A 23162-nucleotide genomic window follows, 5' to 3' on the forward strand; every position below is an offset into this window, starting at 1 on the left:
TTAGATCTTTGCGAATCATCAATAGCAAATGACTCGTTCTGGCGCGAATCCCGCATTTTTCTCATGTTTTCTGGCGCTTTGGAAGGAAAAAGCCGGGCCTGTCAGAATCTGTCAGGTTGTATAGATCGACACATCATGACCTATACGTTCTTTGCTTATTTACTGTTCGCGGAATGCGCGCTCGAAACTGGTGGTGATCGGGGAAAACAGATAAGCGAGAATCGTTCTCGCCCCTGTCACGATCTCGAGCTGGGCAGGCATACCGGGCGAAAGAATCATGCCTTCATGCTCGGCCAGGCTCTCTGCGTCGATCTCGACCATGGCCTGGAAATAGGATCGGCCTTCGGAGTCTGTCAGACGGTCTGGCGAAACGTCGGTGACCGTACCCTTGACCGGTGCAAACCAGCGCTGGCTGAACGAGGTCACCCGGATATTGACCGGAAGCCCGGCCGAAACAACGTCGATGTCGTTGGGCGAAACGCGGGCTTCGATGACAAGACGATCATCGGCCGGCACGATTTCAAGAACCTGCGCACCCGGCGGAATAACCCCGCCGACGGTGGTGAACTGCATGTTGGTCACCGTGCCATTGCGCGGCGCCTTGATATCAGACCGCACCAGAATATCCTCGGCCGATCGCAGTCGTTCGTTCAGATCAGAAATCTCGCTTTGCACGTCGCGCAGTTCGGTATTGATCGACTGCAAATGATCACGCATCAGCTGTGACTGACTGGCCTTTACCTGCTGGATCTGTTGTTCGATCCGCGCGATATCGGCGGAATAGCGGCCAATATTGCCGAGGGTCTCAACCAAACGGCTTTCAAGCTGCAGCAACCGGGTCCGTCTGGCATAGCCAAGGTCGACCATCGGTTTGACCATGGCGAGCTCTTCCTTGACGATGCCGACCTGCTGTTCGGCGGCGATCTTTTGCTCGCGCGTGCCGACAATCTCGCGACGTAGCTCCTTGATGCGCTCGTCATAAAGCTCCACCTCGCCCTTGAACGCGCTGCGGCGGCTTTCAAACAGGGTGGCTTGCGCATCCGTGATCGAGAAATAGCGCGGGTCTTCAAGTGGCTGCGGGAAGGTCAGATGATCTTCCTGTGCGCGTTCGGCAACAAGGCGCGTCTGGGTCGCCAGCGCATTGAGATAGCGGTTATTGAGCAGATCAAAGCTGGCGCGTGACCGGGTGTCATCAAGGCGCACCAGAACATCACCCGCCTGAACGCGCGATCCATTACGCACCAGAATTTCACGAATGATGCCGCCTTCAAGATGCTGCACACTTTGGCGGCCAGAAAATGGTGCGACCACGCCGCTTGCGGTCGCCGCCGAATTGACCTCGGCCGTGCCCGCCCAAAGCAGGACAGAGCCAAACCCCAAAAACAGGATCAAAAACCCGATCCGCACCAACGGCTTGACGTCGGTGCTAAGCTCGCGCGCGGTTGGAAGTTGCACACCACCAGACATCAGGCACCACCCTGTCGGCGCTCGGCCGATCCTTCAACCACACGCAATTGCGGGCGGCCACGTCGGGCGGTTTGCGCACGCACCTGTTGGCGTTCTGCCGGGCGATCTTCGGCATCCGCTGGTCTGCGGCGCGGTGCCCGTGCGGCGGCGGCCCGTTCGGCATCCTCACGCACCTTGCGCATGCGCATTGCGGCTTCTTCGCGCGCCTTGGCGATGGCTTCGGCTTCGCTCATTTTGCGTTGTGCGGCGGGCTTTCGGGCCGGTTGGGCGGCGCGTTCGGGCTGTGGCTTTGGTTTGGCTGCCGGGCGTTTGGCTGCAAGGTCGGCGGCACTGGCCGGACGGGCTTCACGCGATGGCCGGGCTGGCGGATCCTTGCGCGCGGTATCCTGCTGTGTTGCCGTTTCCTTTTTGCGCACCGGGCGCATGGTCATCATGGTGCCGCCCGGGGTCGGCTGCGGCTTCATTTCCGTTTTGGCAATCCCGGCCGCCTGTTTGGCGGCCTGCGCCCGGCCCGATCCGGTTTCGCCAGTCGAACCGAAATCGGCAATTTCCGGCATTTCCTCAATCTCGGGCTCTGCTTCAGGAGCAGGCGTGCTCATGGCAGCTGCCGGATGGGTATTGGGTGCGCTGTTCTTTTCAACAATCGGGCGCGGCGCATCCGGATTGGGAACCGCAATCTGTTTTGGCGTGATCCGCATTTGCCCATCAGATGGCGGCACATCCGCCGCAGCCGGACGGGCACTTGGCGGCAGGCCGCGGGCAATTTCCGCGCCCGTGATTTCATCGTCTTCGATGCCTGGTTTCGGCATTGCCGGTTTGGCACCACCCTTGACCGGGACCACCTGAATTTGCCCGTCTGCAAGGGCCAGAATGGCATCAGCACGGGCCAGAATTTCGCGCTCGTGACTGACGATAAAGGTCGTAATGCCGTTGCGACGAAGTACCTCGATCAGCTCGCTGATATGGGCGACACCGCTGTCATCAAGGGCGGTTGTCGGCTCATCAAGCAGCAACAGTCGCGGGCGCGAAAACAGGGCGGCCGCCAAGGCAATCAATTGCCGCTGCCCACCCGAAAGGTTGCGCCCGCCGCGATCCACCCGCGTGTCATAGCCATCAGGCAAATCAAGAATGAACTGATGCGCACCGGCAAGCTCAGCCGCCTGAATGATGTCGCGCATTTCCGCATTACCCAGGCGGGCAATGTTTTCGGCAATCGTGCCCGGGAACAGGAACGGGTTTTGCGCCAGATAACCGATCTGCGCCCCCATTTCAGTGCGATCCACCCGTGATGCTTCCACATCATCAAGCTTCACCGACCCGGAACCGGGCAACCAGATGCCCATGATCAGTTTCAGAAGGGCTGTCTTGCCAACCCCGTTAAACCCGGCAAGCGCAATGATCTGCCCCGGCCCCGCCTTGAACGAGAACCCCTTGAACAGAACATTACGGCTGTTGGGCGGCGCAAAGACAAGGCGATCCACACTGACTGCCATGCCACGGCCACGCGGCATCGGGGCCGGGACGGTCTGACGTTTTTCAAGCAGGATGTTATTTAGGCGCTCAAACGAACTGCGCGCTGCATTCCAGCTGCGCCACGCGGTTACCGCACCATCAAAGGGTGCCAAGCCCCGCATACCAAGGATCATGGAAGCCACCATGATGCCGATTGTGATGCTTTCGGACAGAACCAGATAGGCCCCGACACCGATAAAGCAGACCTGCATGGCAAGGCGGACAAAATGCGAAAGCGTGGTCGATGTGCCAACCCTGCGGCTGGCCTGACCTTCCCAGTAAAGCGAATCCGATTGGTCCGCCTGCCAGCGCTGGCGGGCGGACTGGGTCATGCCCATCGCTTCCATCGCCTCGGCATTGCGGACATAGGTTTCTTCCTGCGCAATGCCGCGGTTCTGGCTTTCTTCCGACCGGTCCACAGAAATCTTGGCGGCCGCCTCGTTGGCGATTGCGATCACGATCAACAGCAACGCACCGCCACAGGCCACCATGCCAAGACGGGTGTCGAAAATGAACACCACCCCGATATAGACCGGCGCCCACATGAAATCGATCAGGGCGAATGGCCCGCTGCTGGTCAGAAAACCGCGCAGACCATAAAGATCACGCAATGGCCGCTGGCGCATCTGGCTGCCGCGCGCTGATTGCTGCACGACATGAGCAAACAGCTCGCCGCCCAGACGCAAATCAAGTGCTGTCCCGACCCGGATCAGAACCCGCGATCGCAGCTGCTCCATTGATGCGATGAAGACCAGAACAAGACCGATACCCAGTGTGAGTAGGGCCAGCGTATCAACCGAGCGGCTGGAAAGAACGCGGTCAAAAACCTGCATGGAATAGATCGGGATCACCATGTTGAGCAGGTTGATCACCATCGAGAATCCGCCGACAAGCGCGATCGACCGCCAGAACAACCGTTCCAGCGGGGTACGATCCCCCTCGCGTCCCGCATCCGATTTGCGAGTTGGCCGGATTCTATCCAACAGGCCCATTCGTTCCTTCCGCTATATCCACCCATGAAACATGGGCGAAACCCTTATATTTGTTGCCTTTGGCCATTTGCCAATCACGCATGGCAAACCACCCGCGCAGCGAAGCCACAACGGGTATCCTAGCCAATGGCATACTCCCACTATTCTAGTCGAATATATAAGGATGTGTTAAAATTTTGCCGCAAAGCCCTTTATTTCATTGCCTTACCGAACCCTCTGACCGGGCAATGCCGACCAAATTACAGTACCGAATCCTGCGCTACAAAGACCAGCCAAAATCTGTGCTGGATCAATGCCCTTAACACCCTGCCTGACATAGACTTTTTCCGGTCCGGTGCGATCTGCCATTTGCGCAATTGCCCCTTCGCACCCTATCTTTGGGGTATTGCGCCAACACCAAACCCGACAGGCAAACCCTTCATGGCTGACAACACGCCGCAACTTCCGGGCTTCATTCAACGGTTTCTCGCCATCGAGCCGGGCGGAGTCTCTCACGCGGGCGGGCTGATGGCCTGCATGATCGGGGTGCTTGCCGCCTGCGCCTGGATGCTGGGCGGGGTATCGATGATGATCTCGGCCGGTGTTGCGGTTGCGCTGATGCTGGCCCTGTCGCCAATGATCTCGCCGGATGTGTTGATGAAAATGCTGCGCGCCAGTCCGCTATCGGGTGAAGATTATCCCGCCATCCACGAAATGAGCCGCCTGCTTTCCGAACGCGCCGGCCTTAGTCACAAGCCAAAGCTGTTTCTGCTGCCCGGCAAGGGAGTCAATGCCATCACGACGGGCACCGATGACAACACGACGATTGCGATTTCAAGCGATGCCGTGCATGGCCTTTCGCCGCGTCAAATGCGCGCCATTCTTGCCCATGAAGTCGCCCATGCCTGGCATGGTGACACGCGGATTTTGCTGATTACCGATGTGCTTTATCGCGCAACATGGACAATTGCGCTGTTTGGTCTGGCGATCTTTATCTTTGGCGATTTCAATCCACCCGCCTGGATGATTGTCCTGTTTGGCGCGGTACCGACCATCAGTTTCCTGTTTCAGCGCGCCGTCATCCGCGACCGCGAATTTGCCGCCGATCATGGCGCCAGTGATTTACTGAACGGCCCCGAAGATATGATTGATGCCCTGCTTCACATCGATCAGATCAACCGCAAGCGCCTTGGCCTTGTGCCCTATCGCAGCACGCAGCCGCCCAGCCTGCTCGATACCCATCCATCGGTTGGCGCACGTATCAAGGCGCTCCGTGACCTTAAGCCCGGCACATGGCAGAAATTCTTTGAAAACCGGCGCATGCCGCCGCAATAATCGGCCATGGCAGCAGCGGAAAACACCAACAATTCGGATCTTGGCACCTGCGCGATCTGTGGGCGCGCGATGATCGCAGGTCCCAGTGTCGATCGTCATCACTGGCGCCCGAAATCGCAGGGCGGGACGGAAACCGAATGGCTGCACCGGGTGTGCCACCGCATGATCCACCGCCTGTTTGATGAAGCCACACTGGCGCGCGATTATGACAGCCCCGCAAAACTTCTGGCCCATCCCGACATCGTCAAGTTTGTCAAATGGGTGCGCAAGAAACCCGATGATTATGTCGACTGGCCGGAAAGTGCCGGGCGCTATGGCCGCAATCGTGGCAGGCGCCGATAAGCTGCAGCGTTGGTGCGCCGGGGAAAGGACTGCCAATTTAACCATTTACCTGCCAAGATAGGCGCAATATACGCGTCAAACGCGAAACCGCCGACAGCAGGAAACACCGATGCCAAGCCTTGATATGCTCAATGAACTGATCCCGGTCTTTGTCACCCTGTTCGTGATCATTGACCCGCTGGGTCTGGTACCGGTCTTTATCGTCCTGACCCAGGGCACAAGTGCCGCCCACCGTCGGCGCATGGCAATCCGCGCCTGCTTGACCAGCTTCTTCATTCTGGCCGCTTTCGCCCTGATCGGCGAAGGATTGCTGGGTGTGTTTGGCATTCATATGCCTGCCTTCCGGATTGCCGGGGGCACGTTGCTGTTTTTGATCGCGCTTGAAATGCTGTTTGAAAAACGCAGCCAGAAACGCAACGAGCGCGCCGAACAGGTCCATCAGGAACTTGAAGAAGACCACGAGGCGGAAAAGGCCGCAAAAACCGCCAAGGCCAACGCCAAGAAACCCGCAACCAAAACCGCAGACGGCCCGACCATCCCCGATGACGAGGCCGACGACATCTCGATCTTCCCGATGTCGATCCCGTTCCTGTCAGGCCCCGGTGCGATTGCATCCGTGATGCTTTTGATGGGCAAATTCGAAGACAATATCGCCATGCAGGCCAGCGTCATTGGCGTTGTCGCCGTCGTGATGGTGATCGCCTTTGTCTTCTTCCTGCTGGCAAACGTGGTCGCCAAACGCCTCAGTCCAACCGTCGCCACCGTGGTATCACGCCTGCTCGGCATGATCCTGGCTGCCTTGGCCGTCCAGTTCATCATCGATGGCGTGAAACAGGCGTTTTTCTGAGTCCACAGAAATGTGCAGAAAGCAAGAATAAGGAAACCCATACTGCCTGACTGATCTATATGTCCTTAGGACATATAGATCAGTCAGGCGAACGTCAACATCTTCGGAGCAGTTAACTAAAAAAATTTGACTTTCCCGCTCACCATGTGTATATGTCCTAAGGACATATACACATGGTGAGCAGATGAACTTCACTGACGCATTAGAAGAAGCGCTTCTAGCCCGTGACTTACCAATCATAACTTTTTATGACTTCTTCGTTCTTGGACAACAGATTTTTTTTGCCAAAAAATGGGGAGATAGTTTCTTAAAACGCCTGCCGCACAATTGGGACTACACACGCGCCCGAAATGCAATCAAACGAATGGAGGAACGCAAAGCTCTTGTGCCAGACTCAAACTTTCGTTCATTTGTTTGGCGTGTAACCCAATCAACCCGAGCTGGCAGTGCAGAAGAAATTATATGCATCTCTGATCCCTTCTCGTATGTCTCTCATTTATCTGCAATGCATATATACGGCCTAACAAATAGAAACCCTGAGGCTTTGCAAATAACCACCCCAAAACGCAAGCTTTGGAATTCAATGCAAGAAGAACGCATTAAGCGAGACCTCCCATCGCTCGCCACGCTTGAACCAAAGTTAATGTTCCGCCCCCACTACAAGCAGTTAGTAAGAAGACGAAAAGTAAGCACACATACAACCAGTTCGCCCTGGAAACCGACGAAACTGGCCGGCGAAGAAACACGCATTACAACAATCGGACAAACCTTCGCCGACATGCTGCTTCAACCAGCATTGTGTGGTGGCATGAGGCATGTGCTGGATATTTGGGCCAAAGAAAGCACTTTATGGGTAGACGAGATTATTGAAGCCATCAACACACATAAAAGCAAGATCATTAAGGTTCGTGCTGGCTATATTTTCACTGAAGTCTTGGAATTAAGCGACCCAAGAGTTACCCTTTGGCAAACAAATGCCCAAAGAGGCGGGTCTCAGAAACTAGACCCCGAAAACGAGTATAGCGCCAATTATTCCGAAACATGGATGATCTCAATAAATGTCGACTGAAGCAGAGACACCCAATTCAACGGAATACCAAAGAGTTGAAGTAGACATCAGAGGATGGGTGGAAAGTTCCAGACAAGACCCGTCACTATACCAGAAACGACAAGTTACAGAGATCGCCCTCACCGCAATCGGACTGTCAGATACACTGAACCAGCACCTAGTACTAAAGGGCGGAGCCGTAATGGCACTTGCCTTTAAAAGTGAACGCGTCACCGGGGATGTGGATTTTACCGCGATACCGGAACCCAAGGAACTAGAAGCAACGTTAGTGGACGAACTTAACAAACACCTTCCCAAAGCAGCCATTAAATTACGTTACCCAAACATAATCTGCAAAGTCCAAACAGTTAGAAAACTCCCCAAGCCATTGAATTTCGACGAACATCAGTTTCCAGCGCTACTTATCAAGATTGGATACGCAACCCGAGGCTCAAAAGATGAGGTCAAGCTAGCCGAAAACAAATCAACCAATACCTTAGAGCTTGAGATAAGCTTTAGAGATCAAGTTTATGCTTTCCAAGAGCTGAACCTAACTGAAGGAATGGCTGCAGTCCGGGCATTCACATTACATGAACTAATTGCAGAGAAACTTCGTGCCCTGATCCAGCAGCCAATTCGCAACCGCTCTCGCAGGCAGGATGTCTATGATATTTCTTATCTCATGGAAACAAATCAGCTTAGCGATGTTGACTTGCAAGAAATACATCAAACTCTGCTAAGAAAATGCGAGACCCGAGGCATTACTCCAATGCCAGACACTATGGACGACCCTGAGATACGTTCTCGGGCCAAATCCCAGTGGCACACACTGGGATTGGAGCTAGCACAACTTCCTCCGTTTGAGGACAGCTTCGAAACCATGCGTTCTCTATATAAATCCTTACCTTGGAATGAATAAAACGGATCAATCCCAGCGTTTCGCCGCGCGCAGGATGGCGTCGGTGCCGATCTGGTAGTGATCGTAAAGGGCGACGCTATCGCCGCACTGACCAAAGGCATTGACGCCAAGAGGGGCCACCGCGTGGCCGCGCACGCCGCCAAGCCATGCGAGGGCGGCCGGGTGGCCGTCGATCACGGTGACAAGGCGGGCATCCGAGGCGAGTGGTTTGAGCAGGTTTTCCACATGCGACATCTTGCCGTCGGCCTTGCCTTCAAGACGGGCACGCTCAAGATCCTGCCATTCATTGTAAAGCCGGTCGGTCGAAGTGACAGCCAGCAGACCCAAGCCCGGATGGTCTTCGGAAAGCTTTTCCCAGGCGGAAATTGCTTCAGGCGCCATGGCACCGCAATAGGCAATCGCCATTTTGCAATCCTCGCCCGGTTGGCGCAGCCAATAGCCGCCCGAAATAATTTCAGTCTTTTGCGTATCTGACAGGTCACGTTCCGGCTGCGAAAGCGGCTTGGTCGACAAACGCAGGTAGATCGAGCCACCGTCCGGGTCCTGCATATGTTCAAACGACCAGCCCATGATGGCGGCCAGTTCATCGCCAAAGCTTGGCTCAAAACTGGTCAGGCCCGGCTGTCCCATGCCGATCATCGGCGTTGATATCGACTGGTGCGCCCCGCCTTCTGGCGCCAACGTAATGCCGCTGGGTGTTGCCACGACCATGAAACGCGCATCCTGATAGCAGGCGTAATTCAACGCATCGAGGCCACGCGCAATGAACGGGTCATAAAGGGTGCCGATCGGGAACAGGCGTTCGCCAAACAGGCTGTGCGACAGGCCAAGGGCCGCAAGATTGAGGAACAGGTTGTTTTCGGCAATGCCAAGCTCGACATGCTGGCCGCTTGGGGAGCGGATCCATTTCTGGGCCGAGGGAACCTTGCGTTCCTTGAACTCATCGGCCAGTTCTTCGCGGCCAAACAGACCGCGCTGATTCACAAAACCGCCAAGGTTCGTGGAGACCGTCACATCGGGCGAGGTGGTGACAATGCGGTCCGAAAGATCGCTATTTTTCATCTTGGCCAGTTCGTTCAGAACCTTGCCAAAGACTTCCTGTGTGCTTGATGTTTCCGTCCGTGCATAGGGCATTTCGGGAATGGCGATGTGCTTGGCCGTCTTGTTGCGCGGGGCGTCATCATTAAACGGTGCCTTGGCGATGTAATCGCGAAGCATATCTGCACTGATATCAAGGCCGGCTGCGATGTCCCATTCCTGCCCGTCGGCGACCTTGTTTTGCAGCTTGAAGGCATCCATCTGCGGCACATTCATAAGCCCCGCATGGTTGTCCTTGTGCCCCTGAAGCGGCGTGCCATAGCCCTTGACGGTATAGGCGATAAAGACGGTCGGCTTGTCATTGGGGACCGCATCAAAGGCGCTCAGAACCGCTTCCATGCAATGCCCGCCCAGATTGGTCATCAGATCATGCAACGCATCATCGTCATACTGCCCCAGAAGATCGGCCAGCGCATTATCACCCGGCATGTCGGACGTGATCTGTTTGCGCCATGCCGCCCCGCCCTGAAAGGTCAGTGCGGAATAGATGTCGTTCGGCACGTCATTGAGCCACTTTTTCAGTGACTTGCCGCCCGGCTTGGCAAAGGCGTCATGCAGCTTGCGGCCATATTTGATGGTGATCACGTTCCAGCCGACCGCGCGGAAGAACCGGCCAATGACGCGGAACAGATGGGCATCAATCATGCCATCAAGGCTTTGGCGGTTGTAATCGATCACCCACCAGACGTTGCGGATGTCATGTTTCCAGGTATCGAGCAGCGCCTCATAGATGTTGCCTTCATCAAGTTCGGCATCCCCGACAAGGGCAACCATGCGGCCGGGTGTTTCGCCCTTGGGCAGCATGTCCTTGTAGCGCAGGTAATCCTGTGTGAGGGCTGCAAAGTTCGTCACCGCCGCACCAAGGCCAACAGAACCGGTCGAGAAATCAACCTGATCACCATCCTTGGTCCGCGACGGATAGGATTGCGCACCACCAAAGGAGCGGAAGCTTTCGAGTTTTTCCTTGGTCTGGCGACCAAACAGGTAATTGATCGCATGAAAGACCGGGCTTGCATGCGGCTTGACCGCGACCCGGTCCTGCGGGCGCAGAACATTGAAATAAAGCGCCGTCATCAGGGTCGTCATCGAGGCACAGCTGGCCTGATGGCCGCCAACCTTGATGCCGTCACGCTTCGGGCGCAGATGGTTGGCGTTATGGATCGTCCAGCTTGAAAGCCAGCGCACTTTCTTTTCAAGCAGACCGAGCATCTCAAGGTCCGTGGCATTGATGTTGCCGGTGCTGCTTGCTTCGATGATTTCACCGATTTCCGGTGCGGCTTCTTGTGCTGACATTTCCGTATATTCCCTATTTTCGATGCGTCAGTTATCTGCTTTTTGGCTTATTCACCGCAGGCAGCGCAGATTTGCCCACGGTGTTTCAAATGCGCTTTGGTGCAAGGATCGATTTTTAAGGCGGGCTTAGGAAAATCAAGCACCCGGCCCTGCTTTTCACAAAACCTGCGGCAGTTTGACCAAAGCCTTGGAATCGGCTGCGACGATCGGGTGCAAACTGTCGAATTTCCGGTCTGAAACATTATTTCGCGCACCCCGAAACGCCCATTCGGGTGGGACGATTCGCAAAAAGGCGGATTTTTCAGCAACCGTTTCAACCCAATAGCACCCGGACCAAAGCGCGCAAAAACCCGCGCAAAGCCGCCGATACCAAGGCCACCACTTGCAAAAAATCGCCCCTGCCATGCGTTGAAACGATTTGCCTTTGCCCGCCCTATTAGCCAAAAGTCGCATTCCCAAACGGATAGGTCGCCCCGCAACCTGACCAAGCGTTCAAGATTTCTCCCGACCGGTGCCTCATTGATCAACCTGCCCAGCACAGACCCGCATGAATCTGCGTCGTGTGACCAAGCCGATTGGCTTAGCATGTTTGCGCGTGTTCTTGTGATCGCGATGCTGATGCTGGTGGGTGTTTCAAACATGGCAATCGCCCAGAACCGCTCAGACGCGCTTGTCGTCAAATTGCCGATGGATGTCGGATCCGATTACTGCCAGCGCAAACTCACCTGGGACCAATATTCGGAATATCATGTTGATCTTTTGCGCCTTGCCGCACGCCTGAGCAGCGAAGACATCACGATTACCCCGATATGCATGGATTACCCGACGGAGGAACGGCGCATTCCGATGCTTCAGGCCGGCAAGGAGATCAACACCGTCTTCTTTGGCACCAACGCCAAACGTGAAGAGGTTCTGCTGCCCGCCTATTTCCCGATCTATCTTGGCACGACCGGCGTACGACTGTTCATGACGCGCGAAGACATGCTTGATGATCTTTCGGATGTGCAATCGGTCGAAGATTTGCAAAAATTCTCCATGGGTCAGGGGCTTGGCTGGCCGGATAATGCCATCCTGGAAGATAACGGCTTTTCCGTTGCGATCGGGCGCTATGCCAGCCTGCACAAGATGTTGGCAGCCAACCGGTTTGATCTTTACCCGCGGGCCTATTGGCAAATTCATGCTGAATGGAACTGGATGAAGGAACAGGCCAAGGGCATCGTGATTGCGCCGGAAATCGCGCTTTATTATCCCCAGCCGATCTATTTCTTCTTCAGCCCCAATGAACCCCGTCTGCGCGATGCGATCGAGGCCGGATTGAAGCGTGCCTATTCCAACGGCATGCTGTTTGACCTTTTGAAAACCAATTGGGAAACCGCCCCGTCGTTCCAGAACATCAAGCTGCGCGACATCCGGGTTTTCCGCATCCGCAATGACAAGATCACGCCACAGTCGGCAGAGGCACTTCGGCAATACGGCATTTACGACTGAACATCTGCCAAGCAGGTTCACCGCCCCGAAATGATCCGGGCACAGCAAACCTGCACAGGCTGAAAGTCAGCAAAACGTCATGCGTAAGCGTTACTCGGCCGCAATCGCCATCTGATCACCATCAAGTGCATTCGACAGATCAGCCAGAATATCATCGATGCTTTCAAGCCCGGCGGAAAGCCGGATCAGGCCATCAGTGATCTGATATTCCACGCGTTCTTCGGCGGTGTAGGTTGAATGGGTCATGGATGCCGGATGCTGGATCAGGGTTTCGGCATCGCCAAGGCTGACCGCGCGGGTGATCATGTTAAGCCCGTTCATCAGTTTACGGCCTTCCTCGATCCCGCCCTTAAGCTCAAACGCGATCATGCCGCCAAACCGGGCCATCTGCTTTTTGGCCAGCTTGTGGTGCGGATCGCTTTCAAGGCCCGGATAGAAGACCTTCTCGACCTTCGGATGTTTGGCGAGGAAATCGGCGATCTTTTCGGCATTGTCGCAATGGCGTTCCATGCGAAGCTCAAGCGTTTTAAGACCGCGCATCACAAGGTTGGCATCCTGTGCCGACAGCACCGCACCGGTCATGTCCTTCAACCCGACCAGACGCACCTGCGTCATGTCTTCAAGGCTCCCGATCACCGCACCGGCCATCAGATCACCATGGCCACCAAGATACTTGGTCGCGGAATGCACAACGATATCGGCCCCAAGCTCAATCGGGCGCTGCAGATAAGGCGTGCAATAGGTGTTATCGACAACGACCTTGGCCCCATGCTTGTGCGCGATGGCGGAGACGGCTTCGATATCAACCAGACGCATGTTCGGGTTGGCCGGGGTTTCGAAATAGACAATCTTGGTCTGATCCGAAATCGCCTTTTCCAGTTCTGCCGGATCGGTCAGATCAACATGGGTGTGCTTGATGCCGAACTTTTCCAGACCATGACGGAAATAGGCAAATGTGCAGCCATATAGCGTGCGATCAACAATGATCTCGTCACCCGGCTCAATAAAAGTCCAGAAGACCGACGTAATCGCGCCCATGCCCGATGCGGTCGCAACTGCGGCTTCACCGCCTTCAAGAACAGCCAAACGCTTTTCAAGAAGATCAAGCGTCGGGTTGGCAATACGCGAATAGATAAAGCCCTGCTCGTCACCGGCAAAGAACCGCCCGCCCTGCTCGGCCGTTTCGAACGCAAAGGTCGAAGACATGTAAACCGGCGGGTTCAGTGCCCCATTGTGGCTTTGGGGATCGTACCCGTGATGGATCGCACGGGTGGCAAAACCGGTTTTGGCACTGTTGTGTTTGTCATGGGCAGACATCGGAAGGCTCCTTGAAATGCGTTTATTCTGCCCACATCACCGCAAGCACCGTGCCAGATTTAAAAATCGTCTGTTTTCAAAGACTTGACGAATTCGTCCTGTTTGAGTGTGTAAATTTTTATTTACATACTGGTGCACTCCAACGGCGCACACGTCAAATATGCTGGATTTCAGAAGCTTAAGACTGTACATTTTGCCTTACAATGTAAATTTATCGGTACAGTTATGCGGTTTGAAATTCGTGGTGAAAACAGGCTCGGCATTACGCGCGACGTGATTAATGTCCTGACCGATCAGGGCCTGGACATCCGCGCCTTTGAAGTCACCACCCATCATATCTATGCCGATATTCCCGCCGTGCGCCCGGAACGCTTTTTGCTTCTGTCGCACGCGCTCAAACAAATTCCCGGCATTTTCGACATTACCGAAATCGACCGCCTGCCGACCGAACGCCGTCGTGCACAGTTGCACGCGACACTGGCCGCCCTTGGCGATCCGGTGATTGCGGTCGATGCCAACGGCCTGATCGCGCAGGCCAACCCGGCTGCACAGGCGATTTCAGCAACCCCTGAAAAACAACTGCGTGATCAGGATATTGCGAGCATTCTTATCGAACCATCCATTGAAGATTTGCGCCATAGCGGCTTTCGCCTGCCGGAACGCGAGGTCACGTTGGGCGGGCAGACCTATCTTTTGCAGGTCGAACCAATCGGCCATGTTGATGACGGATCCGACAGTGCCGATGATGCACCATGGGGCGGGGTGATGGTCTTTCATCGCCCGGCCCGGCTGGGGCGCGTGATCACCGCCCTGCAGGATCGCAGCCATACCGGCTTTGACGACATTATCGGCACCAGCCGTGCGATGCTGCGCGTCAAATCACAGGCCGAACGTCTGGCGGCCATTGATGCCCCGATCCTGATCCTGGGTGAAACAGGCACCGGCAAGGAGCTGTTTGCCCGTGCCTGTCACCGCGCAAGCACACGCGCAGATCAACCGTTTCTCGCACTTAACTGTGCGGCCATGCCCGAAGGTTTGGCTGAAAGCGAGCTGTTTGGCTATGCCGCCGGGGCCTTTACCAGCGCACGGCGCGGCGGCAAGCCAGGGCTTCTGGAACTGGCCGATGGTGGCACTTTGTTTTTAGATGAGATCGGGGAGCTAACCCCGTATCTGCAGGCAAAGCTTTTGCGCGTACTTCAGGATGGCCGCTTCCGCCGCGTGGGCGGAACCGATGAAATCACCGTTGATGTCCGCATCATCAGTGCGACCAACCGCGATCTTGAAGCCATGTCGCATGACGGCACGTTTCGCGAGGATCTCTATTTCCGCCTCAACGTCCTTGGCATCACCCTGCCGCCCCTGCGTGATCGCATCGAAGACATTGCCGATCTGGCCGCCTTCTTCATCGACCGCACCGCCCAACAGACAGAGCGCAGCACACCCAAATTGGCGCGAGACGGGCTTGACTGGCTTTGCACCCATGACTGGCCGGGCAATGTGCGCGAACTTGAAAACACCCTGTTTCGCGCCGTCGCCCTTCTGGATGGCAACACGCTTGGTGCCCGCGACCTTGCCGATGCCGCCAGCGGCACCGCCCGCACGCCGGAAACCCCGGCACAGAGCACATCCGAAACTGCGAAAGACGCCGCCACGCCAGCAGCAGAGCACCCCGACCTGATCGCCACCGCGCTCGCGCAAAGCGATTTCAACAGCGGCATGGACTTGCTCGAACATGAAATGCTGGCCCGGCTTTATCCGGACTACCCAAGCTCGCGCAAACTTGCTGATCGACTTGGTGTTTCACACACCTCGATCGCCAACAAACTGCGCAAATACGGCATTGGCAGCTAAAAAGCCATCCGCCCGACAACAGCATTTCTTGCCACTTACATTGCACTGCGGCATGATCCACCTAACTTAACAAGAGGATCAAACTCCTCACCGACAGGGAGAAGACAAAATGCTGACAGGTAAACGCGCACTCGTCACCGGCTCAACCAGCGGGATCGGCCTTGCCATGGCCAAGGCACTGGCAGGCGCAGGTGCGGATGTGATGCTCAATGGCTTTGGCGACGCTGATGAAATCGAGGCGACCCGCAAGGGCCTTGAAACCGATTACGGTGTCACCGCGCACTATAACGGGGCTGACCTGTCCAAACCGGACGAGATCGAAGCGATGATGAAAGACGCCGAGGCCAAGTTTGGCGGCGTCGACATCCTGATCAACAATGCCGGCATCCAATACACCGCCAATGTCGAAGATTTCCCGCCCGAAAAGTGGGACGCGGTGATTGCGATCAACCTGTCATCTGTTTTCCACACCACCCGCCTTGCCGTGCCCTATATGCGCCAAAAAAACTGGGGCCGCATCATCAACACGGCATCGGCCCACGGCCTGGTCGCATCGGTCCAGAAGGCCGCCTATGTCGCCGCCAAGCATGGCGTGATCGGCCTTACCAAGGTGACAGCCCTTGAGACGGCTGAAACCGGCATCACGGCTAACGCCATCTGCCCGGGCTGGGTGCGCACCGAACTGGTCGAACGCCAGATCGAAGCGCGCGCAAAGGAAAACAATATCTCGGTTGAAGAATCTGCAACCCGCCTTGTTTCGGACAAACACCCGTCCAAACAGTTCGTAAGCCCGGAACAGATCGGCCAGACCGCCCTGTTCCTGTGCTCGGACGCCGCATCACAAATGACCGGCACGCATCTTTCGGTCGATGGCGGTTGGACGGCGCAGTAACGCGCGCGCTTCCAAAACACCAAAGCCCCGCCAGCAGATGCTGCGGGGCTTTTTCTTTGCGCCGATTACGCGAGACCTAGCTCAAATCGCAATCACATCCGTTGCGCTTGGCATTGGCGATGCAGTCGGACTTATTCGAATAGCCCTGTGTCGAGGCCCCGACGATATTGCCATTGCTGGCCGTCCGTCGCCAACGCCAGCCGTCCTTTGCTTCATAAAGCTCCCACAGATCACCCTTTGATCCTGTGCACTTTGACATCGCCCGTCTCCTTCAAACCGAAATGCATTGACGATTTGACGCAGGCGCGAACCAGTTGTGACAGAAAATCAGGATGAATGCCCCAAGCACGGCCTAATCAGCCCCCTCACCCTGAACCATAAAGCTTTAAAGCCTTTCTGGATAACGCCCCTTCAATAACATCAAAAACCACCCTAAACCGCTCAGACCACTCATGGAAATCGTCTTCATCACCCCGCTCCATCAATTTCCTAGCGACAGCATTTTTTGTCTTAGGCGAATCACCAATTTTAAATGGCATGAGATTTCCCTCCACATCCTCAGCATAATTCTCTGAAAACAGGTCGGGCTGCTCGTTGTGGAGGTCACGTATCCACTGGTCTGGAAATAGCCCCTCTATGCAGAATCCACTTCTATGAACCAAAAAATCATCATTTGACTGAAAGCTGACACCTTTTTTTCCGCTGAAAAACCCTTGAAGTGCCCTGCGACATTTGTCGCCTGCTTCATCACCATCTAAAACCGTGAAAACCGCTCGCTCTTTGCATATGAACTCATAAGTCGCTCGAAGAAACCCTTCAAGACCGGACACCCCTCCGCGATCAAGAAAAACAGTTTCTTCAGAAGTAATTATTGGCCACTTTTCAACAAAACCTTTTTCTTCCTTAAATTTTTCCAATGCCCACTTGAAGTATTTCCTATCCGTTTCTCCCTCCACAAAAATATTATACTTTGCCAAATTATAGAAATCACTAAACTTCACACCAAGTGCGTTTCTAATTCTTGATGTAGCCTCGTGATAAGTTTTAAACTTCTCTATTTTTGTTGTAGTGCCATCAAACTTAACGCCAATGACTTTTTCCGGATCTTGAGGAACAAACCCTAAAGAATGGGTTGTGCAAATCACCGTTGATTTACCTCTTAGCTGACCAATAAGTTTTTCACATTGCTCTGCCAACTCCGGATGCAAATAGGACTCAGGCTCCTCCAGAAGCCAAATCACACTTCTTCCAGCACGAACATGCTCATCGGTAATCCAGTTGAATGCAGCCAACAATGCAGCCGATTGGATCCCCATTCCTTTTGAAAATATACTGGTTTCATTAGGATCACTGAGATTAAAACTTATATTTCCAAATAACTTTTCCGCCTCGTTTGGCACCTTGAATGATGCATTTAAGTTGCTTAGACCACACTTCTTTAGAGATTCAGTTAAAACCTGCGATGTACCCAAAAGAGCATCGCGAATTTTAACTACATCGTCTTTAATCGATTCATGAGCCTTCCTTAAAAGGAACGGTAAAATCATATCATTATAAAGATCTTCAAAACTTTTATCTGAAGGTATGTAATGGACCTCATGATCACCGAGTATTTTATCGACTAACTTTCTTTCAACCCGTGAGTACTGCGCATTTTCCGCCCCTTTAGGGCGCTTTTGGTTTGGGAACAACTGATATGTTGGGTTGGAGTTTTTTGAAAAGGTGAGATAGACATTAAAAACATCGCTGCCTTTTCTGTCAGTTCCAAGCAACCTATGCAATGTATCCAGTAACTCAAAAATTTCTTTATCTTCTCCGCCTGGAACTCCTTGAAAAGTTACGGAAATAGAAGTTTTTGAACTCTTCTGACCGAAAGGTATATCTTCTTCATATTGGTACCCCAATCGGTTCTCATAACCAGTAAAGAATGTTCGCATTCCCTTTACGATATTAGTTTTTCCAGAACTGTTTGGCCCTACTAGGGTTGTTCCCGATGAAATCGGAATATTTATTTCATCATCTACAGTTCTAAAACTTTTTAAACGTGTAGATAAGACCTTCATCTAACACCTCTTTCAAATCAACTTTCGAAACACCAACAATTCACTATAAACCCGCCTGCGATCAACGACCTTTTATTCCAGCGTACACATACTGCTGAACTTAGCTTTCAACACCACTATCAACTGAGAGCTGAGCAAGCCGCGACCTTGATTTCGGTGGACCATCTAGAGCTGCAACAATTAAACCGGCTACACACCCCATAGTAATATACACATACACTTTTTCATGTAAAAGGACATGCTTGACAATTAACTCAAGTTGCTACCCCAAATACCGCCCAAGATGCTCCACTAGCATCCGGATTTTCGGGCTGAGATGCCGGTTAGTTGGGTAAATCGCCCAGATGCCTTCATCTGATGGCTGGTATTTGGTCAGGACCGGGACGAGGTCACCGCTGGCGATCCACGGATCGACGTAATAGTCAGGCAATTGCACGATGCCGATGCCCTTGCGCGCCGCATCGAGAAGCGCCTGACCGCTATTGGCATGGATGGAGCCATGAATACGCACCGTGCGTTCGCGGCCGTCTTCTTCAAAGCGCCAGTAATCAAGCGTGCCGACCAGACAATTATGATGATGCAGTTCCGAAAGCGAATAGGGCTCGCCGCGTTTGGCGATGTAGCTGGGTGCGGCACAGGCATAAAGGCGCCGGGTTGAAAGCTGCTGGGTCATCAGGCTGCCCGTGGTGCCTTCCAACCGGCCAAGGCGGATCGCCATGTCATAGCCTTCAAGCACCAGATCAAGCTTCTGGTTGGTAAAGCGGCACTGCACTTCCAGATCGGGATAGCGGGTGACGAAATCATTGACCAGTGGGGCTATCACCGTCTCGCCATAGGTGGTCGGCGCGGTCAGTTTGAGCTTGCCGCGCGGCAGTTCGGTCAGGTTACCAATCGCGCGCTCTGCCTCGTCCAGACCATCAAGCAATTGCCGGCAATGCTGATAATAAATCTGCCCGGCCTCGGTCACGCTGACCTTGCGTGTCGTGCGATAAAAAAGCTGCACGCCCAGCTTTTCTTCAAGTGCTGTAACCTGTCGGCTGACCTGGGCGACCGAAATGCCAAGCTGCTTGGCAGCGGCCGTAAAGTTTTGTCGTTCGGCCACGGCGATAAATTCGCTGATCCCGTCCCAGGCATTCATCGCCCGACCCCATCTTGATTATTACGCATGTGTAAAAGTGAATTACCAAAATAGCGGATTATCACATCAAGGGAAATAAATAGACTGTTGGCATTACACATCCAAACATTGGAGTAGCGTCATGAGCCTTGAGCCCATTACCTGTAAAGCCGCCATCGCCTGGGAAGCAGGCAAACCGCTGTCGATCGAAGAAGTTCAGGTCGCCCCGCCGAAAGCAGGCGAAGTGCGCGTCAAGATCGTTGCGACCGGCGTTTGCCACACCGATGCCTTCACCCTGTCGGGCGACGATCCCGAGGGCATCTTCCCGGCGATCCTTGGCCATGAAGGCGGCGGCATTGTTGAGTCCATCGGTGAAGGTGTGACCAGCGTTTCGGTTGGCGATCACGTGATCCCGCTTTACACCCCGGAATGCGGCGAGTGCAAATTCTGCAAATCGGGTAAAACCAACCTCTGCCAGAAAATCCGCGAAACCCAGGGCAAGGGCCTGATGCCGGACGGCACCACGCGCTTCTCGCAGAATGGCAAGCCGATCTATCACTATATGGGCTGCTCGACCTTCTCGGAATACACCGTGCTTCCGGAAATCTCGCTTGCGAAAATCAACAAATCCGCACCGCTTGAAGAAGTTTGCCTGCTTGGTTGCGGGGTCACCACCGGCATGGGGGCCACGGTCAACGCGGCCAAGGTGCAGAAAGGTGACTCCGTGGCCGTCTTTGGCCTTGGCGGTATCGGTCTGTCGGCCATCATCGGCGCACAGATGGCCGGTGCCGGTCGCATCGTTGCCATCGACCTGAACGAAAAGAAATTCGATCTCGCCAAGAAACTGGGCGCGACCGATTGCATCAACCCGAAAGACTATGACAAGCCGATCCAGGAAGTCATTGTCGAGCTGACCGACGGTGGTGTTGACTGGTCGTTCGAGTGCATCGGCAATGTCAATGTCATGCGTTCCGCACTTGAGTGCTGCCACAAGGGCTGGGGTGAGTCGGTCATCATCGGTGTTGCCGGCGCCGGTCAGGAAATCTCCACCCGTCCGTTCCAGTTGGTCACCGGTCGCGTCTGGCGCGGCACGGCATTTGGTGGTGTCAAAGGCCGCTCGCAGCTGCCGGAATATGTTGAACGCTACCTCAATGGCGAATTCAAGCTGTCGGACTTCATCACCCACACCATGAAGCTCGAAGAGATCAACGAAGCTTTCGACCTGATGCATGAAGGTGAAAGCATCCGTTCGGTTATCCATTACTGATCGAAATATAAACGTTTGAATAATTGCGCCACTGCCGGAATTTTTCGGCAGTGGCCGATCAGAAGGAGGCCCCGAAATGGGTATCGAGAATTCTTCAAGCAACAAGGTATTTGGCGGCTGGCAAAAGCAATATACCCACCCGTCAACCACCCTTGGCTGCGACATGCGCTTTGCGATCTTTCTGCCGCCGCAGGCCAGCAACGGCACCAAGGTCCCGGTCATGTACTGGCTGTCGGGCCTGACCTGCACGGATGAAAACTTCATGCAGAAGGCCGGTGCATTCCGCATTGCGGCCGAACTGGGCATCGCCATCGTCGCCCCGGACACCAGCCCGCGCGGCGATCATGTCCCCGATGACGAGAACGAGGCGTATGACTTTGGCAAGGGTGCAGGCTTTTACGTCAACGCCACGCAGGAGCCATGGGCGCGCAATTATCGCATGTATGATTACGTGACCAAGGAACTGCCGGCCCTCATCAAGGATCACTTCCCGGTCAATGATGATGCGGTGATTTCCGGTCATTCCATGGGCGGTCACGGGGCACTGATGATTGCGCTGCGCAATCCGGGCACGTTCAAGTCCGTCACCGCCTTTGCACCGATTTCCAACCCGATCAATTGCCCGTGGGGTCAAAAGGCACTTGGCAATTATCTTGGTGATGACAAATCGGCCTGGAAAGACTGGGACAGCTCGGAACTGATGAAGGCGGCAAGTGCGCCCGATGTGCAGACCCCGGCCCTTGTTGACCAGGGCGGTGCCGATGGCTTCTTGGCCGAGCAGCTTAAACCCGAAGTGCTCGAAGCAGCTGCGAAGACATCAGGCTATTCGGTCACCATCCGCATTCAGGATGGCTATGACCACAGCTACTATTTCATCTCGACCTTTATCGAAGATCATATCCGCTTCCACGCCAAGCATCTTGGACTGAGCTGATTGCACCAACGATCTTCGACTTCCCCGGCACGCCGCACCCATCCCCCCCTCAGGCGTGTCGGGGCTTTTCTTTTGGGGGTGGCTCGATGCAAATGCGGCGCTAAGGCCTAGTCGAAACTGCGCGCATCAATCGCATCGGCAACGTCATCGGCCATTTTAAGCGTGCGAATGATCAGCGGCACCACCATCGCAACGATGGATCGATCAAGGCCACGGGCGCGTTGGGCATCGCGGATTTCGCCAGCGACCTGGGCGATCACCGGGATGAAGCGCAGCACCATCGAAATCGCCAGACTGACCTTTTCCGGATTAACACCAATCGGGCGCAGGGGCTGCATGGCGCGTTCAAGCGACGCCAGCAGATCTGATGTTTTGGTGGTCAGGGTCACAAGCGACGCAAACAGCACAATCGCTGCGATCCGGCTCACCACCAGCAATCCGGCCTGCCAGTCAGCCAACCAAAGCTGAACGGCAAAAAAGATCACCAGCAACCACAGGACCGGTTTGATCTGCGCCCACAAAATGCGCGGACCAAAGCCCGAGACGGGATAAAACAGCAGGACGGTTGCCAGAACAACCGCCACCACCGGCCAATCGGGGATCAGGAACACGCCCGTGCCAAGGGCAATCATGGCAAGGATCTTCGCCCCGGCAGCCGATCGGTGCAGGGCGGATTGCCCATCGATATAAAGGCCTGCGATCACGCCATCATCTCCCGATATTTCGGAACAACTTCGGATGGCGGACCATCAAGCACCACACGGCCTGCCTCAAACGCCAGAACCCGGTCATAATCGGCAATCAGATCAAGATCATGCGACACCGTAATCACCGTCTGATCGAGCTCGGCAATGGCGCGCTGCACCCGGTTGCGATTGCGCAGGTCCAAAAGCGTGGTCGGCTCATCAAACACGATATAGCGCGGTTCCATCACCAGCACGCCAGAGATGGCAAGAAGCTGCTTTTGCCCGCCACTGAGCAGATGGCTTGGATGGGTTTTGAAATCCTGAAGGTCATAACGGGCCAGCACGTCATCAATGCGACGATTGACCTCATCTTTGGAAAGCTTGAGCGGCTTTAGGCCAAAGGCAATGTCTTCCTCGACCACCGGATAGACGATCTGGTTATCGGGGTTTTGAAAGACAAAACCGACATGACGACGCAATTTGCGGCCATCCTTTGCTGCGTCCAGATCATCGACCAAGACCCGCCCCGTACTTGCTGTTTGCAAACCATTCAGCAACCGGACAAAGGTGCTTTTGCCCGACCCGTTCGCGCCAACAATCCCGATCCGCTTTTCCGTTAGCGTCAGGTCAATATCAGCAAGCGCACGCCGCTGCTCAAACTGCACAGAGACATTTTCAAGTCGGATCATCAGGGGCGTCCGGTGTTATCAGGGAA

19 protein-coding genes are annotated in these 23162 nt (G+C 54.7%); 10 read left to right on the plus strand and 9 right to left on the minus strand.

All coding sequences use genetic code 11. The features are described 5' to 3' along the window. Positions 1-159 precede the first annotated feature (159 nt). Entirely contained in the window at positions 160-1467 is a 1308-nt protein-coding gene (locus tag UF64_RS15840) for an HlyD family type I secretion periplasmic adaptor subunit (RefSeq protein ID WP_044829607.1), read from the minus strand. Further along, entirely contained in the window at positions 1467-3971 is a 2505-nt protein-coding gene (locus UF64_RS15845; protein WP_044829608.1) for a type I secretion system permease/ATPase, read from the minus strand. The genes UF64_RS15840 and UF64_RS15845 overlap by 1 nt, the downstream gene beginning before the upstream one ends. Before the next feature lie 420 nt (positions 3972-4391). Between UF64_RS15845 and UF64_RS15850 the strand changes: the two genes are divergently transcribed. The 5 genes from UF64_RS15850 to UF64_RS15870 all read left to right on the plus strand — a co-directional run bounded on the left by UF64_RS15850 (position 4392) and on the right by UF64_RS15870 (position 8441). Next, complete coding sequence (locus UF64_RS15850) at positions 4392-5285, plus strand: M48 family metalloprotease (RefSeq protein WP_044829609.1); 894 nt, start codon at positions 4392-4394, stop codon at positions 5283-5285. Positions 5286-5291: 6 nt separating this feature from the next. Continuing rightward, the gene (locus UF64_RS15855; RefSeq protein ID WP_044829610.1) at positions 5292-5627 is read left to right on the plus strand and encodes an HNH endonuclease; all 336 of its coding nucleotides are present in this window, start codon (positions 5292-5294) and stop codon (positions 5625-5627) included. A 109-nt stretch (positions 5628-5736) separates the two neighbouring features. Beyond that, entirely contained in the window at positions 5737-6474 is a 738-nt protein-coding gene (locus UF64_RS15860) for a MarC family protein (RefSeq protein WP_044829611.1), read from the plus strand. A gap of 184 nt (positions 6475-6658) precedes the next feature. Beyond that, on the plus strand, positions 6659-7543 hold the full coding sequence (locus UF64_RS15865) for a hypothetical protein (protein WP_044829612.1): 885 nt from the start codon (positions 6659-6661) through the stop codon (positions 7541-7543). Further along, positions 7533-8441: a nucleotidyl transferase AbiEii/AbiGii toxin family protein gene (locus UF64_RS15870; RefSeq protein ID WP_044829613.1), complete on the plus strand. Its 909-nt coding sequence runs from the start codon at positions 7533-7535 to the stop codon at positions 8439-8441. The genes UF64_RS15865 and UF64_RS15870 overlap by 11 nt, the downstream gene beginning before the upstream one ends. 6 nt (positions 8442-8447) lie before the next feature. On the opposite strand, the gene UF64_RS15875 is transcribed toward UF64_RS15870, so the two are convergent. Beyond that, positions 8448-10832: a hypothetical protein gene (locus tag UF64_RS15875; RefSeq protein WP_044829614.1), complete on the minus strand. Its 2385-nt coding sequence runs from the start codon at positions 10830-10832 to the stop codon at positions 8448-8450. Between the two features lie 585 nt (positions 10833-11417). Here UF64_RS15875 and UF64_RS15880 point away from each other — a divergent pair. Then, complete coding sequence (locus UF64_RS15880) at positions 11418-12320, plus strand: ABC transporter substrate-binding protein (protein WP_044829615.1); 903 nt, start codon at positions 11418-11420, stop codon at positions 12318-12320. 90 nt (positions 12321-12410) lie between these two features. On the opposite strand, the gene UF64_RS15885 is transcribed toward UF64_RS15880, so the two are convergent. Beyond that, positions 12411-13637 carry a methionine gamma-lyase gene (locus UF64_RS15885; protein ID WP_044829616.1) on the minus strand — a complete coding sequence of 409 codons (1227 nt, stop codon included), beginning with the start codon at positions 13635-13637 and terminating at the stop codon, positions 12411-12413. A gap of 225 nt (positions 13638-13862) precedes the next feature. Between UF64_RS15885 and UF64_RS15890 the strand changes: the two genes are divergently transcribed. Both UF64_RS15890 and UF64_RS15895 read left to right on the plus strand, forming a co-directional pair. Beyond that, positions 13863-15488, plus strand: coding sequence for a sigma 54-interacting transcriptional regulator (locus UF64_RS15890; protein WP_044829617.1), 1626 nt, complete (start codon positions 13863-13865; stop codon positions 15486-15488). A gap of 109 nt (positions 15489-15597) precedes the next feature. After that, positions 15598-16380 (plus strand): 3-hydroxybutyrate dehydrogenase, encoded by a 783-nt coding sequence (locus tag UF64_RS15895; protein WP_044829618.1) that lies wholly within the window; start codon positions 15598-15600, stop codon positions 16378-16380. A 76-nt stretch (positions 16381-16456) separates the two neighbouring features. On the opposite strand, the gene UF64_RS15900 is transcribed toward UF64_RS15895, so the two are convergent. The 3 genes from UF64_RS15900 to UF64_RS15910 form a co-directional block, all read right to left on the minus strand. Then, positions 16457-16639, minus strand: coding sequence for a DUF1508 domain-containing protein (locus UF64_RS15900; protein ID WP_044829619.1), 183 nt, complete (start codon positions 16637-16639; stop codon positions 16457-16459). A gap of 106 nt (positions 16640-16745) precedes the next feature. Next, positions 16746-18443, minus strand: a complete 1698-nt coding sequence (locus tag UF64_RS19785) for an ATP-dependent endonuclease (protein ID WP_082049831.1) — start codon at positions 18441-18443, stop codon at positions 16746-16748. Between the two features lie 262 nt (positions 18444-18705). Then, positions 18706-19581 (minus strand): LysR substrate-binding domain-containing protein, encoded by an 876-nt coding sequence (locus UF64_RS15910; RefSeq protein ID WP_044829620.1) that lies wholly within the window; start codon positions 19579-19581, stop codon positions 18706-18708. A 121-nt stretch (positions 19582-19702) separates the two neighbouring features. On the opposite strand from UF64_RS15910, the gene UF64_RS15915 reads away from it, so the two are divergent. After that, entirely contained in the window at positions 19703-20827 is a 1125-nt protein-coding gene (locus UF64_RS15915) for an S-(hydroxymethyl)glutathione dehydrogenase/class III alcohol dehydrogenase (RefSeq protein WP_044829621.1), read from the plus strand. 76 nt (positions 20828-20903) lie between these two features. Continuing rightward, positions 20904-21761, plus strand: coding sequence for an S-formylglutathione hydrolase (gene fghA / locus UF64_RS15920; protein ID WP_044829622.1), 858 nt, complete (start codon positions 20904-20906; stop codon positions 21759-21761). Between the two features lie 107 nt (positions 21762-21868). Here fghA and UF64_RS15925 read toward each other — a convergent pair whose 3' ends face one another. Then, positions 21869-22465: an energy-coupling factor transporter transmembrane protein EcfT gene (locus UF64_RS15925; RefSeq protein ID WP_044829623.1), complete on the minus strand. Its 597-nt coding sequence runs from the start codon at positions 22463-22465 to the stop codon at positions 21869-21871. Further along, positions 22462-23136: an energy-coupling factor ABC transporter ATP-binding protein gene (locus UF64_RS15930; protein WP_044829624.1), complete on the minus strand. Its 675-nt coding sequence runs from the start codon at positions 23134-23136 to the stop codon at positions 22462-22464. Before UF64_RS15930 ends, UF64_RS15925 begins: the two co-directional genes overlap by 4 nt. Between the last annotated feature and the right edge of the window lie 26 nt (positions 23137-23162).

The organism is Thalassospira sp. HJ (genome assembly GCF_000948415.1).
Lineage (GTDB): Bacteria > Pseudomonadota > Alphaproteobacteria > Rhodospirillales > Thalassospiraceae > Thalassospira.